Source organism: Hyphomicrobium sp. (assembly GCF_019753045.1).
Lineage (GTDB): Bacteria > Pseudomonadota > Alphaproteobacteria > Rhizobiales > Hyphomicrobiaceae > Hyphomicrobium_B.
On record NZ_JAIELN010000002.1, the window covers coordinates 547,522 to 563,787 of the forward strand.

At 55.3% G+C, this 16,266-nt stretch carries 14 protein-coding genes; 10 read left to right on the top strand and 4 right to left on the bottom strand.

Annotation, left to right across the window (positions count from 1 at the left end):
- Positions 1 to 155: 155 nt before the first annotated feature.
- Both K2Q04_RS03020 and K2Q04_RS03025 read right to left on the bottom strand, forming a co-directional pair.
- Positions 156 to 593: a transposase gene (locus K2Q04_RS03020; protein WP_291159034.1), complete on the bottom strand. Its 438-nt coding sequence runs from the start codon at positions 591 to 593 to the stop codon at positions 156 to 158.
- Between the two features lie 77 nt (positions 594 to 670).
- Positions 671 to 1,669, bottom strand: coding sequence for a tyrosine-type recombinase/integrase (locus tag K2Q04_RS03025; protein ID WP_291159036.1), 999 nt, complete (start codon positions 1,667 to 1,669; stop codon positions 671 to 673).
- A gap of 1,113 nt (positions 1,670 to 2,782) precedes the next feature.
- Between K2Q04_RS03025 and K2Q04_RS03030 the strand changes: the two genes are divergently transcribed.
- The gene (locus K2Q04_RS03030) at positions 2,783 to 3,484 is read left to right on the top strand and encodes an AAA family ATPase (protein WP_291159039.1); all 702 of its coding nucleotides are present in this window, start codon (positions 2,783 to 2,785) and stop codon (positions 3,482 to 3,484) included.
- Between the two features lie 269 nt (positions 3,485 to 3,753).
- Here K2Q04_RS03030 and K2Q04_RS03035 read toward each other — a convergent pair whose 3' ends face one another.
- Complete coding sequence (locus K2Q04_RS03035; protein WP_291159042.1) at positions 3,754 to 4,770, bottom strand: Lrp/AsnC family transcriptional regulator; 1,017 nt, start codon at positions 4,768 to 4,770, stop codon at positions 3,754 to 3,756.
- Positions 4,771 to 5,070: 300 nt separating this feature from the next.
- Between K2Q04_RS03035 and K2Q04_RS03040 the strand changes: the two genes are divergently transcribed.
- The 3 genes from K2Q04_RS03040 to K2Q04_RS03050 are packed head-to-tail and all read left to right on the top strand — an operon-like array spanning position 5,071 to position 9,236.
- A complete protein-coding gene (locus K2Q04_RS03040; protein ID WP_291159045.1) occupies positions 5,071 to 6,036 on the top strand; it encodes an ABC transporter substrate-binding protein in 966 nt (321 codons plus the stop codon).
- Between the two features lie 42 nt (positions 6,037 to 6,078).
- On the top strand, positions 6,079 to 7,152 hold the full coding sequence (locus K2Q04_RS03045; RefSeq protein ID WP_291159048.1) for a glycine betaine/L-proline ABC transporter ATP-binding protein: 1,074 nt from the start codon (positions 6,079 to 6,081) through the stop codon (positions 7,150 to 7,152).
- A 2-nt stretch (positions 7,153 to 7,154) separates the two neighbouring features.
- Positions 7,155 to 9,236, top strand: a complete 2,082-nt coding sequence (locus K2Q04_RS03050) for a proline/glycine betaine ABC transporter permease (protein ID WP_291159124.1) — start codon at positions 7,155 to 7,157, stop codon at positions 9,234 to 9,236.
- A 99-nt stretch (positions 9,237 to 9,335) separates the two neighbouring features.
- Here the strand turns inward: K2Q04_RS03050 and K2Q04_RS03055 are convergent, their stop codons facing one another.
- Positions 9,336 to 10,298, bottom strand: a complete 963-nt coding sequence (locus K2Q04_RS03055; RefSeq protein WP_291159051.1) for a GTP-binding protein — start codon at positions 10,296 to 10,298, stop codon at positions 9,336 to 9,338.
- Between the two features lie 131 nt (positions 10,299 to 10,429).
- Between K2Q04_RS03055 and K2Q04_RS03060 the strand changes: the two genes are divergently transcribed.
- From K2Q04_RS03060 to K2Q04_RS03085, 6 genes are all read left to right on the top strand, one after another.
- Positions 10,430 to 11,509 (top strand): LLM class flavin-dependent oxidoreductase, encoded by a 1,080-nt coding sequence (locus tag K2Q04_RS03060; protein WP_291159054.1) that lies wholly within the window; start codon positions 10,430 to 10,432, stop codon positions 11,507 to 11,509.
- On the top strand, positions 11,509 to 13,164 hold the full coding sequence (locus K2Q04_RS03065) for an amidohydrolase family protein (protein WP_291159056.1): 1,656 nt from the start codon (positions 11,509 to 11,511) through the stop codon (positions 13,162 to 13,164). The genes K2Q04_RS03060 and K2Q04_RS03065 overlap by 1 nt, the downstream gene beginning before the upstream one ends.
- Positions 13,164 to 13,715, top strand: coding sequence for a flavin reductase family protein (locus K2Q04_RS03070; protein ID WP_291159058.1), 552 nt, complete (start codon positions 13,164 to 13,166; stop codon positions 13,713 to 13,715). The genes K2Q04_RS03065 and K2Q04_RS03070 overlap by 1 nt, the downstream gene beginning before the upstream one ends.
- 64 nt (positions 13,716 to 13,779) lie before the next feature.
- Complete coding sequence (locus K2Q04_RS03075; protein WP_291159060.1) at positions 13,780 to 14,085, top strand: EthD family reductase; 306 nt, start codon at positions 13,780 to 13,782, stop codon at positions 14,083 to 14,085.
- Positions 14,086 to 14,221: 136 nt separating this feature from the next.
- Positions 14,222 to 15,733 carry an aldehyde dehydrogenase family protein gene (locus K2Q04_RS03080; RefSeq protein ID WP_291159062.1) on the top strand — a complete coding sequence of 504 codons (1,512 nt, stop codon included), beginning with the start codon at positions 14,222 to 14,224 and terminating at the stop codon, positions 15,731 to 15,733.
- A 75-nt stretch (positions 15,734 to 15,808) separates the two neighbouring features.
- Complete coding sequence (locus tag K2Q04_RS03085) at positions 15,809 to 16,081, top strand: DUF4242 domain-containing protein (RefSeq protein WP_291159064.1); 273 nt, start codon at positions 15,809 to 15,811, stop codon at positions 16,079 to 16,081.
- Positions 16,082 to 16,266 lie beyond the last annotated feature (185 nt).

Here is a 16,266-nt window from a genome sequence, read left to right on the forward strand (position 1 = left end):
GGCCTCGCCGACCTCGCATGAGGCTAAGTACCTGAATTGACTTGCTCTTGCTTTCTTTTTCGTGCGCTCTGCAGATGCGCGCCGCGAGGGGAAACAAGCGTGAAAACTCAGTGCCGGCGCGCGTCCTGGACGGACGGACAGTGTCAGATATTGCCTTAGCGGCGACGCGCGCCGGCGCGCTGGGCAAGGGCGAGCAACGCCGCCTTGCGGGCGGGGGCGAGCGCCAGGTTTGCGGCCGCCAGCCGTTGCCAGACGCCTTGCGCGGCCCAGCGTCCAAAGCGCCGCCGCACCGCATCGGAAGACGGGCCGCGGTGGCGCGGGTCCGTCCACGCCCCCCGCGCCATGGCAACGAGGACGGCGTCGAGGAAGGCGCGATTGCACATGGCGTGGGCCTGTGACGGCTCGGCGGAGAGATGCGGCGCAATCAGATCCCATTCAGGATCACTGAGCGCTTGACCTGATGGCGCCGCCGCCATGGGCTCAGGCTCATGGGTGCAGACTGGGTCGGGCCAGCGGATGACGGTGGGATCGACACCAATAGCGCGCAGCATCGCATCCCGCTGCGCCGTCTCGGCATCAACGTCCGCTTCCACAGATCCTGGCGTCGCATGTTCCTCCATGGCTTAAAGATGGGGATGCGCACGTCCTCAAACAATGTGCGCGGCGCCGACTAGACGAAGCGCGCGGCGTTGTCGTCGAAGGCGTCAGCAGCGCGAATGTAGGATCTGAGCACGTCGACAGACTTGTGGCGGCTCGTCCGTTGAATGAGGTGCTCGGGAACGTTGGCCGCCGCCGCCGCGGTGATGAAGCCGGCGCGCAGCGAATGCGGTGAGTAGCGCGCGGTCTCGAGACCCGCCATCGACAGGCGCTGGGCGAGGATGTGACGGACGCTGGTCGGATCGAGGCGGCGCTCGAGCGGGCGCCCGGCCTTGCTGATGGCGCGGAACAGTGGCCCGGAGGTCAAAGCCGCGTTGGCCAGATACGTCTCGAGCGCAGCCACCGGGCAGAGCTCATCGCTGCGGCGGGGGAGGGCGACGGTTTCAGTTCTCCGCGACGCCTTGGTCGAAGTTAGATGCAACACGAGGCCGCGATCTGAGAGAGCGATCGGCGAGCGGCCGGTGAGGTCGAGGCTGGCAATCTCTGAGCGCCTGAGCGCCGCGAAGAAGGCGATCAGGATCAGGGCCCGATCGCGCAACGACCGGAGGTCATCTCCTGACAGGGAGGCTATGAGCCGGCGCAAGCTCCCCATATCAAGGGCGGCGGCGCGCTCGCGCGGCCGTTCGCAGGTGCGGGCGATGCCGGCGACGATGTCGGCGATCGCATGATGTTTGCGGTCCAGCGCATGTCCGCAAGCGCGGTGGTGCGACTGGATGGCTGAGAGGGCGACGTTGATCGCCGAGACCGATTTGCCGGCGCGTGCCAACGACGCCAGGTACGCGGCGACGGCCTCGGGCGCCGCCGGCAGGGCCGAGGTGTGGTGGAGATCACACCAGGCCGCCCACTGCGCGAAGGCCTCAGCGTAGACGCGGCGCGTGCCGTCCGATTGCGCCGCTTGTGAGAAGGGGAGCGCCTTCTGCAGTGCCATGGCGAGGGCGCCATTCGCGACTGTTTCGGGTTGGGACGAATTCGGTGTCGGCATCGGATCACTCACGCAAATATCGATTTTCATAAGTAATCACATGGTGCGCCAAGCCGCTTTGAGTAGATCAAACGCTGACGGAATTGTCTCAATTGGTGAATCGAAGCTCAATGCGAAAAGCTATGGTGTGCGGCCGTCGCTGGTGCTCTTCGATGGAGCGTGAATATCGATCTCGTCGCCTAGCAAGGTGAGGACCGAGCCTGCATCACGTCGCGACAGCAAACGCCATTACGCATCGGCTTGCCGCTACCGAGCAACTCGTCGTCTCTTGCTACTGAGCGCGTCTCGGTGGCGTGTTAGGCCGTGGCTCGCCGCCATGCCGATGTGCGACTTCGCAATCAGCAAAATTCTTGATTTGAAATTCGAACTGTCAACGCGAACGACTGGTTCGTAGCAAAAAAAAAATCGCGCAATCCCTCATTACGTCGTCCCGCTCGAGGACCGGCACCCCCGGGGGGTACTTGCCGCCCCGGTTATGGGACCCAAGCCGAGGGGATGGGGGTGGGCATAAAAATTGCCTACTCTGGTTCTTCAAAATGGGGGCGGACGGTCGAGTCTGTGCTAAAAACACCACAAGAAATAGGACAACCCCATTTAGGGTAGGCTCCGGCCACTTGTCATAGCCTTCGCGGCGCGCCAATCTCCGGCTCATATTGGAAATTAATTGGGTGGGAAATGGGTGGCGGGGGGCAGCACTTCCAAACAAAGATATAAAGCCGTTTCGTCAGGTAGGTGTCAGATTATCGCTGCGGAAACTTCCCCGGACGGCAAACACATAGTCATTTGCGCCGAGGTCAAATCTTTCCTTGGCTTAAAGACACAACACGCGGGCATGCTCTTTTGGAACGAAAGACTTTTGTCGGCCGCGTCGCGATCGCAAAGCGAGATGCTAAGTCACCTTCGGGCGTAAAAATCGCAGCTTAGCAGTAAGAACGGGTGTCCACCTACCGTTGAAGCATTTCAAAGAGCGGCCCATGGCGATTCAGTTGAACTCTAAAGCCTCCTTCTGCTCAGGATAAAGCCTTGGGCAAACCTGGCTTAGGTGAGCAGCCTCGCGCCGTACAAGCGGGAGCCCAACGCAAACGCGCAACCGCTAGGAAAGATTCGAAGCAGAAGGTTGGCGGCATCAAATGCGTCCGCTCCATGACGGGCGTCGGCATTCTCGCCGACAAGGCCGCAAAGGACGTTGTTCCGGTCTTCCGTCGCTCTAATCTCGTCTACGGCTTCAACGGTTCGGGAAAGAGCATGTTGTCGCGCATCTTTACCTCGCTGCAATCGGGTCACACAAGTGCTCTGCTCCCCGAAGGATGCGCCTTCGAAGTCGAGATGGAAGATGCAACCATCTACCCAAGCAAAGAACTCTCTGGGCTTGAGAAGTCAGTCTGCGTGTTCAATGCCGATTTTATTGCCGAGCATCTGCAATGGGAGAAGGGCGTCGCTAAGTCCATCTTCTATATCAGCAAGGAGCAAGCTGACGTTGCCGAGCAACTGCTGGCGGCTGATCATCGTTGCCTCTGCGAAGATGCAAAGAAGGCCGCTGAAAAGTTGTCCAAGGAACGCGACAAGACCTTCAAGACATATTGTACCGAGCGCGCCAAGGTCGTGCATGGCGCTTTGCATCTCGGCAGCCGAAAATTTGAAGCGCCGCACCTCAAGGCAGCTTGTGAGAGTGTTCCGTACGGCGAGAAATCTCTACTCAATGCAGGCAATCTTAATGCCTTTCAAAACCTCGTTCGCTTGACCGCTCCCCCGCCGCCTGGGCGAAAGTCGCACCTGCAATTAGCGGCACACAACAATTTCTGGATGCAGCCCGGTGCATCTTCGACGTTATGCCGTAGGCTGTGAAACCTCACTCCGCGCCGCTTGAAATTTCCCAAAACCGCTCGAAGTATGTCGAAAACTGTTTGACCAAAAGCCTCGTCCTTGCCTTTTCAAAATGTGGAAAGAGACAAAGAGAAGGACGGGATCCGCTACTTCGACGTCACCCCTATCGGTATTGATCCCTTCGACGAAGAAGCGGTTGATATCAGCTAAGAGAAAGAGGCGCGCACGGATAACTTCGCTGCGAAAGACACCGATGCTATGGGGCCGCTATAGAACGGTAAAGCCCATTTTCATTCGCACGAATTATCTTGTTCGTGCTGAACGTCATCGAGGTCGTCGGGGAGCTCTACAGTGCCCGTCGAACGATCTGTACCGTAACCGTTCATGGGGATGACCGGTTTATAATGGAGATCGAAACAGAAGTTAGCCTCGACACTACGGACGTTGGGATTGTCGCGAACCTTATTGTCGATAGTGGCTAACAACGCTTCGGTAGAGGGACAGACGATTTCAGCAAAGATATCAAACCGTCCGGCACAGATGACCACGTAGCTGATGTACGGAATCTCGGCCATATCACGAGCCAAGGATCGAAGGCTGCTATTGCCATTCGCCTTTATCGCTAACCAAGCCATAGCGCTGTTTGGTAGGTTCATTGGATTGACGATGGCCATGATCGTCATAGTGCCGGCCGACGCCATGTTTTGTATCCGCGCTCTGACCTGCGTCTCCGACATCCCCACGTTTTGCGCCACATTCTTTAGCGGTGCGCGGCCGTTATGGCTGAGTTCAACGGCGATTGATCTATCGAGAAGATCAAGCTGTTCGCCGTGCGCGCTTGAGAGCCCCTTCGCAGCCTTAGGCTGGGTAAAAAAAGCTGCTTGCTGATAGTAAAAGCTGAAATAGGGGAAAAGTTCGACGCGTGCGATGCCGTCGATTCCCCGGACTTTCGTATGGAAGGTCTCGAGTAACGTTTGCCTGCTGGGTGAGACGAGTTCGGCCAGAATATCGTACCGGCCCGATGTTGACACGACGTAATCCACGTCATCGACGCCCGCCAGCGCCCTAGCAACGTCTGTGATTTGCGCTGAGCTTTCGACGTTTATCGCGACTAATGCTCCAGCGTTGTACCCGATTGCGCTCGGCATAGTGAGAGCGACGATTCGAATGATGTTGGATCCGAGCAACTGACGAACGCGCGTGCGCACGGTCTTTTCCGTTACACCAACGGCACGGGCGATGGTTACGAAAGCCCGACGTCCGTCCTCCTGCAAGTGCGTGATGATCTGTCGATCGAGATCGGACAAGGGCCATTGTCGCAACGGGTCACTTCCCGCCGCGAAGTCACGCTTAGAAGGTCTTGAATTCATTTCTGCGCCCTGTCTGTCCCGCACCGCGGACATTAGGCGGACGTCTGTAAGCTTTGCAAGCCGGGTCGAAACCGGTCGAAATTAACGAGAAAACCCACGTTAAAATCTATTGACATGGACTGCTCCACAAAAATACAGTCACAAATACCGGAAAATCCGCTAAATCTGGAAATCTTTAGCATCGGCGATCCTTAACGGATATCAGACGCCCTCGGCGTCCCAAGGGGAAGAACAAGCATGTCTCATCAAGCTAAGCGCACAGCGACCTGTCTCCTCTTTATGGGAGCTGCCCTCCTCTGCAATTCACCGGCTCGGGCGGGCGCTGAGTCGCAGGATCCCATCAAGCTTGCCATCAACGAATGGCAGGGCCAGCACGTCACGACGTATCTGGCAGGCGAGACGCTCAAGCGGCTCGGTTACAAAGTTGAATATCTGACTGCGGGCTATCTTCCTCAGATCGAAGGCGTGATGGACGGAGACATCACCGCGACGTTGGAGCTTTGGGAGCATACCATCCAAGGCAATTTCGACAGGGCGATCGCGAGCGGCAAGGCCGAAGATCTGGGCAGCACCGGCTTTATGTCGAAGGAAGGCTGGATTTATCCGGCGTACCTGGAAGAGGTATGCCCCGGACTTCCTGATTACAAGGCACTGAACGACTGCGCTCAGAAGCTTGCAACCGCCGAAACGTTCCCGCAGGGCCGGCTACTTGATTACCCTGCCGATTACGGACCTGACAATGACAAGCGCGTCGCCGCGCTCGGTTTAAATTTCAAAGTGGTTCCGCCGGGATCGGACGGAGCGGCAGCAGCTGAATTCGCGGCTGCTGTCGCAGCACATAAGCCAATTCTCATGATGCTGTGCAGCCCGCATTGGCTCTTAGCGAAGTTCCATCCCAAAATGGTGAAGCTGCCTGAAAGCAGACCCGAATGCTACACGGATCCGAAGTGGGGACCGAATCCTGATGCTACGCATGACTGCGGATGGCCCAACGGCTGGGTAAAGAAGCTGGGCTGGGTGGGCATGAAAGATAAATGGCCCGGAGCGTATCGGGTCCTGAAGGAGTTTTCGATTTCGGCTGAGCAGCAAGATGCGCTGTCGCTCGAAGTCGAAGAGAAAAAGATCCCGATTGAAGAAGCCGCCAACAAGTGGCTCGATGGCCATCCTGATATCTTAGCAAAGTGGCTTGCCGCCGCGAAATAACAGCGCAATCCCAGTCGGCGAAGATAAAACCGGAGGCTCGCCATGAGTGCGCGTGGGACAACAGTCCATACCAAAATTCGATGTCGCAATCTTTGGAAGACATTCGGCAGCGAGGCGACGAGCCAACTGCGTCGTACACTTCATGAAACGGGGGACGCCAGCGAGGCACTTCACGCGCTGAAGGCCAGCGGCCACCTTGTGGCGGTCGCCGATGCGAGCTTCGAGGTCGCCGAAGGCGAGATCCTTGTGATCATGGGCCTGTCGGGATCTGGAAAATCTACTTTGATAAGGTGCCTTTCCCGACTAGTCGAGCCGAGCGCCGGCGAAGTCACCTTCGACGGCCTCGACCTGCTGAAACTCTCGCACCGGGAACTCATTGAGATACGGCGTCACAAGATGGGTATGGTATTCCAGTCCTTCGGATTACTTCCGCATTTCAATGTGCTCGAGAATGTTGCTTTTCCTCTTCGCATTCAGGGGGTCTCAAAAGTTGAACGCGAGAACCGTGCTCGCGAAATGATTGGGCTTGTCGGACTTCAGGGGAGGGAAACCGCCTTCCCGCGAGAGCTTTCGGGCGGTCAGCAGCAACGCGTTGGTATTGCCCGCTCGCTGGCGGTGGGACCAGATCTCTGGTTTCTCGACGAGCCTTTTTCTGCGCTGGATCCTCTCATTAGAAGACAGATGCAGGAGGAATTTCTTCGGCTGCAGAAATTGCTGAAGAAGACCATCATCTTTATTACGCATGATTTCTCAGAAGCGTTGAAACTGGCCGACCGGATCATCGTAATGCGTGACGGGCGGATCGTACAAATTGGCCGACCTTCCGAAATTGTTCTCGCACCCGCTGACGAATACGTTGCCAAATTTGCTTCTGAAGTACCGCTCACCAAGGTGCTCTCGGCCGCCGACGTTTTGGAGCCTCTTGAAAGCACAAATGGCATTAGTAACCCTGCACCCCTGTCGGCGTCCGCAGAAGAATTGATAGCCCGTTTTTCCGAAACAGACACCGTTTTCATCGCGGATGATGCCGGCCTCCATGGCCAAGTGACGTCAGCGGGCTTGTTGCGCGCAATCAGCCGCATCAGCTCGCAGATTCGAACAGAGGGCGGCATTTGAGCGTGGTTCAAATTTCCGAAACTCGCGTTGCACCGCAATTCTCAGAATTAAACACTCGCGCAATTGGTTGGCTTGCAGTTCTGCTGTTCGCCGTTTGGTGCGAGACAGCCGGGCGCAACGTTCAAGCAGTCCACGTCATTCCGGTGGCCTGGACTCTCCGCACTGCCGACTGGATCAATCAGGCGTTCGGCGGCATCCTTCCGCATATTCAGTGGATTTTCCGCGCTATCGCCGCACTTATTGCGCTGCCGTTGTCCTTTCTTCAGGCTGCTCTCGCCAAATTGCCTTGGTCCGTGATCGCCGTAGCGATCACCTTAATCGCGTTCAGAGCTGGAGGACACCGCCTCGCTTTGATCACCTCGGGAAGTGTAGCCTACATCATCGTGCTCGGGTACTGGACGCATACGATGAATACGGTCGCGTCCGTGTTAATCGGCGTCCCGATTGCAGTGACAATCGGGTTCGCATTCGGGGTCATGGGGTACGTTTTTGTCTGGGGCCGCCCATTTGTCATGACGACACTTGATCTCATGCAGACGGTTCCGACCTTTTCATATCTCATCCCCATTCTGCTTCTGTTCGGATTCGGGCCAGTCGTCGGCATCATCGCCAGTGCGATTTATGCCATCGGGCCGATGGCCCAGAACACCTTACTTGGATTGAAACGTGTCCCCGCCTCCCTTCGAGAAGCGGGCGAAATGAGCGGATGTACTCGATCGCAGCTCTTTTGGCACGTCGAAGTTCGCGCCGCGCTGGGCCAGATCCTGGTCGGCGTCAACCAAGCCGTCATGGCCATCTTTGCGATGGTGATTATCGCTGCCGTGATTGGCGGCTCCGACGATATCGGATGGCAAGTGCTGACCACGATGCGTAAAGCCCAATTTGGGGAAAGCTTGCTTTGCGGCGGGGTGATCGCGTTGCTTGCGATCATGATGGATCGGATAACGACGGGATTCGCTTGCGGCAAGCAACACAGTTTCACCCGCAAACAGTTCCTGGCAGTTTTCCTCGCTGGCCTTGCATTCGCTTTTCTCGCAGCGCAGATCTTTCCCGAGTTGGACAGATTTCCTGCAGCCTGGCACTATAATCCCTCCGAAGGACTCAACGCGGCGCTAAGAGCGTTCATTGCAAACTTTGGTGAATACCTAGCGACCCTTAAGAACGCAGTATTGTTCTTCGTGCTCCTTCCACTCCGCGTGGGTTTAGTTCAGGCCATCAGTCCATTCACCTGGGGCATTACCTTTACTCCAGAACTGATGATTGGCTATTGGGCGGTCTCAGTCATTCTTGCTTTTCTTTCTTGGCTCCTATTCCGTCGCTTGGGCATCTGTCTTTCGGTGCTTTTTCTCGCATGGCTCCTCTACTTTGGAACTACCGGAGTCGCTTGGCCGGCATTTATTCTGGTCGTGACTATGCTCGCACTCACAATAGGCGGATTAAGGTTGGCAGCCTTCGTTCTGCTGGCCTTGTTGTTTATTGCGGCGAGCGGCGCCTGGAGCAGCACAATGCAGTCGCTTTATCTTTGCACGGTGGCCGTAATCTTGTCGTGCCTGTGTGGGGGGGCGATCGGCATATTGGCTGGTAAGAGCGATCGCGTATCCTTTTATCTGCGTCCGATGCTCGACACCTTGCAAACTATGCCACAGTTCGTGCTGCTGATACCTGCTCTCATGCTGTTTCAGGTTGGCGAATTCACAGCACTTATTGCCATCGTCCTCTATGCCATCGTTATGCCCATACGGTATTTCGAGCATGGCATTCGAAGCGTCCCACCCGAAATCGTTGAAGCTGCGCGGCAAATGGGTTGCAGCGGTACGCAGCAATTGTTCCATGTCGAACTTCCGATCGCTTGGCCTGTTATCATGCTGGGACTTAACCAGACAATTCTCGCTTCTTTGGGCATGCTATCTATCGCGGCCATGGTTGGAGCGCAGGGTCTTGCCCAAGACCTCTATGTGGCGCTTTCCAAAGCGAACGTTGGCCTCGGCATGGTTGCGGGACTTTCCATCGCCCTGGTCGCGCTCATTTCCGACCGCATGATCCAAACTTGGAGTCGCCGGCGCTCGTCAGCTCTAGGCTTGTGACGGTCGACCACTCGCGGAAAAGCGCGGCACGAACTTAGACCTGCTTTCGCAACGCTTGTTGATTGAACGTCGTGAAAGATTTGCTCAACGAGGTTCCATCTATCGTATGGCCCGCACTAGGCAGGTTTCAAAGCCGGCTCTCAGTGCGGCTGTGTCCAGTCGGCGACCGATGAACACCAACCGGCTCTCACGGAGCTTCCCCTCAGCCCAAGGCTCGCGGACATCCCCCTCCAAGATTGTTTGTACGCCTTGAAATATGAATCGACGATCTTCTCCTGCGAAGGCAACGATGCCTTTGCATCGCAGGATGTCCCGCCCGTTGCGGCGGATGACATTGGAAATCCATTCCGCAAAAAGTTCGGCATCAACCGGCTCCTGCGCCGTCAATGAAACGCTGACCACATCGTGCCGCGGCGGTCTGGTTGGTCTGTTAACGAAAGAAAGCCGAGCATGTTGATCGACCGGAATTGCAAGTAAATCCACAACGTCGACAACATCACGGTCCGTTCTGAGGACTGGCGAGATCCGATTGATGCTTTTTACCAGCGCCTCGGCGGATTGCAGTTGCTCGCCGCTTGCAACGTCGCACTTATTCAACAAAACAATATCACCCAACGCAATCTGGCTTTCCACAACGGGATCCTCGCCGATTTGATCGTTCACCAGCGGCACGTCGATCAAGGTGATGATGGCCTTTAGTTTCACGCGGTCGAAAATATCGTCATCCAAAAGGAACGTAGCTGCGATCGGGGCGGGATCAGCGAGCCCGGTCGTTTCGATCAAGATTTCGTCCACTCCGTCAACCCTAGCGACTACCGTTTCTAACGCACCCAAAAGGTCTCCCCGGACGCTGCAGCAAAGGCAGCCATTATTCAGCTCAATTACATTTTCGTTCGCATCGACGATGAGGGCGCCATCAATCCCTATAGAGCCGAACTCATTGACGATGACGCCATAACGACGTCCGCGCTGATTGGCGAGCAAGCGATTGAGAAGGGTGGTCTTTCCGGAACCGAGGTAGCCGGTCAGTACCGAAACAGGAATGTGGGCGTTAGCTCTCATTGATCAATCCTCCAGAAATCGGACCAACGATTGCCAATAATTCTGTTTAACGGTTCTTGACAAGCTTTTTTCCGGCTTATACGGTCATGAGAAAGGTAGGTTTGCGCGAAATTCGGAGAAATGGTGGTTAAATGAAGATCGGCTTGATTCAGGAAGGTGAGGTAATGCCGGGCAATACCGTTGCTCAGCGTTACGACGAGATGATTGCCGAGGTTGAACTCGCTGATCGCGTGGGCTTCCACTGCTGGGGCACTTCCGAACAGCATTTCACACCGCCCCGTTTCAGCGTCGCTGCCCCCGAAATTCTCTATGCCGCCATCGCGCGCCAAACGAAAAATATAAAGCTGCGGATCATGTGCTCCGTGCTGCTCCAGTGGAATCATCCCATCCTTGTTGCGGAGCGTTTGGCGACACTCGACATTGTGTCGAAGGGACGTGCGGAATTGGCGACCGCGCGTTCAAACAATTTGACGACTTTGGCAGCTTTCGGCGTCGATCCTTCCCAAACGCGAACACAATGGGAAGATTCGATGGCTGTTCTCGCGAAGATATTCGAGAAGGAATATATCGAACACGACGGGCCGGTTTGGAAAATACCTCGTGTGCCGATCTTGCCACGCTGCATTCAATCTCCTAATCCTCCGATATTTGTGGCGGCCTCAAGCGCCCAGTCGCACAAAAACGCCGGGGAAATTGGAATTGGCGTCATCAGTTTCGACAACTACTTTGGGTTCGATTATCTAAGGGAATGCATCGACGCTTATCGGAGCGGAGCTGCTGAAGCCGCCGGGCGCAGCTTGATGCCGAAGCGGACCGATCTATTGAGCGTTCTTATCATCACGGCATTCTGCGCTCAATCAAAGCAGGACGCGGTGAACAAGGCTCGCGACATCAGCCTTGGCTATTTCAATTTCATCCTCGACCTATATGCACCGCTAGGAAAAAAGATCTCGTACGAATATCTCGACAAGAAGATTTTGAGGCTCTTGGACCACCGGACAGATATGGACTTTCTGCTGACCGAAACACCTTCGGTGTTGGTCGGCACACCTGATGAATTCATCAAGAGGTTACGTCTACTCGAAGAGCTTGGGGTCGAAGAAGTCGTCATGAGAATTGATGGGATGCCGCATGAAGACATCATGCGCTCAATCGAACTAATCGGTCGGGAAGTCATTCCCGCGTTCAAGCGCACTCGGGAACTCATCTGATGGCCACTGAAGCTGATTACGCCGACCTCATCGTAGTCGGCGGGCGTGCCATTACAATGCATGACAACGATAGGGATGCCCATGGCCTAGCCATTCGCGGCGACCGCATAATTCGCGTGCTACGCCGCGATGAAATTGATCAGTTCCGAGGTCCGGACACGAACATTTATGATCTTGGCGACCGTCCGATAATGCCGGGTTTTGTAGATGTTCACGCTCATAGCGAAGTGATTTTTCGCACCGATTATCAGACAATTGACTGCCGGCTTCCGGAATGCAGCAGTGTTGGCGATATTTGCGATGCGCTAACGACAGGCGCGAAGGCCAGTGACTATTGGATTGTTGGCCAAGGCAACCTGTTCTTCGATCGAAAGCTGAAAGAAGGGCGTCTTCCTACTCGCGAGGAGCTCGACAAAGTCAGTCGGGATCGGCCGGTGGCACTGAGGGCCGGCGGGCACATCACGGTGCTCAATAGCAAGGCACTGGAAGTATCAGGGATCGATCGCAACTACGTGCCTCCTGATTATAGTGTGACCGGTCTGCCCGTTGTTGAACGTAATGCGAGTGGCGATCCCACGGGGGTCGTAAAGGAAATGGACGCTCTTCTATCCTTTCCTCAGGTTGATAAAAGTGAACTTCGGTCAGTGCTGAAGAATGGCGTAGCGAAGTATTTCACCCGCTTCGGTGTGACGACAATCGGTGAAATCTCGGAAACGATCGACGGCGTCGAAACCCTCAATGCGCTCGCCGCATCAGATGAACTCGACGCGAGCTACCGTATCTATATCTGGGCACCTGGGACCCTTAAACTTGAACAGGCCGCCGACTGGAAAAGTCATATAAATTTGAATGCGAACGATGCCGCAATTCGCATTCAAGGCATCAAATTATTTTCGGATGGGGGGTTTTCCGCTAAAAGCGCCGCCGTTACCTGTCCATATGTGGGCTCCGATGGTTGCGGGCAGATCGCCTTCTCCAAATATTTTTTCCGGCGGGCATTTGAATTAAGCCAGGCGTCAAATCTTCAACTGTCTGTGCACGCGAACGGAGACAGAGCTCAGGAATGGCTTTGCGAGTGCATTGTTGAGCTTGGCGGCACATCTTCCGGCCGAACGAGAACACGTGTTGAGCACGCGGGGAACTGGCTGCCTCGCGCACGAACAATGGATAGCTGGGCGCGCGCCGGTATCATTCCTGTTCCCCAGCCTGTCTTCATCTTCGCGTTTGGCGAATATTTTCCTGATTATCTGGGCGAAATCGGAAGTAAAGGCAGATTTCCGTTCAAGACTTTGCTCTCGCAAGGATGGCGCTTGAACGGCAGTTCGGACGTCTGGGTTGGTGGAGAACGTGAAACAACAAATCCCTTCCACAGCATCTGGTGCTGCTTAAAGCGCCAAGCGTACTCCGGGGCCATTATCGATTTGCATGAAGCTATTACACTCGATCAGGCACTGCGAATGCACACGATCGACTCTGCGGCCGCCCTCGGTGAAGAGGATACGAAGGGAAGCTTGGCGCCCGGGAAGTTAGCGGACGTGATCGCGTTGGATCGCGACCCTTACCGTGGATCCGTCGACGAAATTCGCGACGTTAAGGTGGAATTTGTCCTTTCGCGGGGGCGTGTCGTCCTCGATCACATCAGCCGAGGAGTTTAATGCGCATGCCCTCAGCTACGGCAGTCGCTTCCCCAAGAAATAGAGAAAACGAAACTAGCGCTAGTCTCGATGCTCAACAGTTTAAATCGGCGCTCGCTGAATTTCCGGCCGCAGTGACGGCCGTGACCTGCTGGAATGATCTAGGTGAACCGACCGGTGCCACACTTTCTGCGGTCTGTTCATTGTCTTTGGATCCACCCTTGATGCTTGCCTGCTTTGATCGGTCTTCCTCCACCCTCAAGGCACTCTCCCAAGAGGGCAAGCGTCTCCTTATTCATCTACTCGCTCAGGGCCAGGAAGCGGCCGCCGTTAAACTATCAGGCAAAGGGAACGATAAATTCTCTGAATTAAACTGGGCACCTACCGAATTTGGACCGAGGCTTGAAGGTGCCTGCCGGACATTTGAATGTGAAGTCGACGCGTTGCTGACCGCGGGCGACCACGTGATTGTAGCTGCCCTCGTGCACAAAATCGAAGAGACGGTCCACCAACCGCTCCTTTATCACCGACGCGAACTATATGCCGTACCAGCGAAAAACGCGCTGCGATGATTTGATCAGTCGGCGGAAGTTCTTTCAGCGACGCAGCTAGAGTTCTCAATTTCTCGGTAGCACAATGATCAGAGTCACTGTCATCTATGACCCCCCCGCCAATCCGGCCGCTTTTGACGACCACTACCACAACATTCATGTCAAGCTCGTCGCTAAGATGCCCCGCCTGCAGTCGTTTTCGTTTAGTCGCGGGGCCGTTGAGAATAGCAATGCTGAGAGGCCGGCTCATCTGATCGCCTTCCTCGACTACGATTCAAAAGCGGATCTCGATGCTTCGTTGGAATCGGAGGAAGGCAGGGCGGCCGTTGCGGACGTGAGCAGGTTCGCGAGCGGCGGCGTTACCATTCTGACCGCTGCACTAAGCGACTGACCCGGGAGGAAAGCGCTTTCTGAAGGACAAACGTCAGACAATCAGGATCGCTTTGGTCTCTGTTCGCAGAGATGCCCCGCGAGGACTCGAAACGTAATTTGATTACACAGATGCAGGTAGCGAGGCCACTCCGAACATGATCGAACAACCACTGAATGGGACGCAATTGGCGTCGAAGAAAACGATCGATTTTCTTTCGTCGACGCATAAATTGCTCATCGATGGAAACGACGTTTTGAGTGCTGCGGGCGAAACTCTTAGAACGTATGACCCTGCACTCAAAATAGCGCTGGCAGAGGTTCCGAACGCCAAAGCGGCAGACGTTGACGCAGCGGTAACCGCCGCTACTTCAGCGCTTCATGGCAGTTGGCAAAAAATGTCGCCAATGGACCGATCGCAGATTCTGCTGCGGCTTGCCGATCTTATCGAACGCGACACGACGTGGATTTCAGAAGTGGAGAGTCTCGACAGCGGTAAGCCGAAACATCAAATTGCCGCGGTCGACGTGCGCCTCGCCATAAACGCCCTTCGCTATTATGCGGGTTGGTGCACAAAGTTAGCAGGTGAAACGATACCCGCGAGCTCTCCGGAGTTGCTCGTCTATACGCGTCGCGAGCCGGTTGGTGTCGTCGCGGCAATCGTTCCGTGGAATTTTCCTTTGTGCCAGGCGTGCTTCAAGATTGCGCCGGCGCTCGCGGCCGGATGCACAGTCATTCTCAAGCCCGCCGAACAAACGCCTCTCTCGGCCTTAATCCTTGGAAGGTTAGCACTTGAAGCAGGCCTTCCTCCTGGGGTTCTCAACATTCTTACAGGAGATGGCGCAACAACGGGTCAGGCACTGGTCGAACATCCGGGCGTCGCAAAAATTACATTCACCGGATCGGAAAGGGTCGGCAAGCATATCGCACGTATCGCATCGGCGACATTAAAACGTGTATCTCTCGAGCTGGGTGGTAAAAATCCGCACATCATTTTCGCTGACGGCGATGTCGATACTGCCGCAGTAACTGCTGCAGGCGCCATTTTCTTCTACGCGGGTCAAGTATGCTCTGCCGGCTCTCGCCTTATGGTCGAAGCAAAAGCCTTCGACCGGGTAGTCAATCAAGTGGTTTCGGAAGCCTCAAAACTGAAGATGGGTCATGGCCTTCACACCGAGACGACGCTCGGGCCGCTTATCTCCGAGGACCAACTTAAGCGGGTCAGTGGCTTCGTCGAACGCTCCAGAGATACGGGCATAGAAGTCGTGACGGGGGGACGGCGCGGTCAGGGCACATTCGCTTCCGGCTCGTTTTATGAGCCCACCGTCCTAACCGGAGCTAAGGATACTGATGGGGTGGTAAGCGATGAGATCTTCGGACCCGTTTTAGCAATTCAGACGTTTGAGTCCTTCGACGAGCTAGTGAAACGAGCAAACACGACCAGCTATGGTTTGGCCGCTGGAATCTGGACAAGCGACGTTGCGAAGGCGCATGCCGCAGCCGCAGCAATTCAAGCCGGCACGGTTTGGATCAATACTTACAATCAATTTGATGCCGCCGTCGGCTGGGGAGGCTTCAAGCAATCAGGTTACGGCAAGGATAATGGTCGGGAAGGGATTGAACAATATCTTCAGACTAAAACTGTCTGGGTCAATTACGCTAGGGGCTGATTGACTTGAGCTTACCCAGCGGATGTTGATCGGCTTTCGCGCTCCGTCAAACGAGTATGATGTTAAGAAGTGCTAATGAAAAAATTTATCATTGAACGTAATATCCCCGGCGTCGGCTGTTCTACCGCGGAGCAGCTTCGACAAGCAGCGGCCACTTCTAACGAGGCCTTGGCGAAATTATCACCGGATGTGCAGTGGCTGCACTCGTATGTCGCTGGCGATAGCACGTTTTGCGTTTATATCGCCAGAGATGAAGACGTAATTCGGAAGCACGCGGAACTTAGCGGTTTTCCCGCAAACCGGATCATCGAGATAAGATCCGTAGTTGATCCTACGGCGGCCGACTAGACGCTTTGTTTTTTGGCAATTAACGGTGTGGAGCGCTGGAAGAAGATCGGCCGCGCTTTTGAAAAGTGATCTAAGAGCACCTCTGCCCTTAATCGTCCAAGCTACCGTGATGAACGACTTCTCTGATGCCCTGTGGGCAACAGGCGAATAGGATAAGGTGTCCGTCATCCTCAAATCCAATAAAG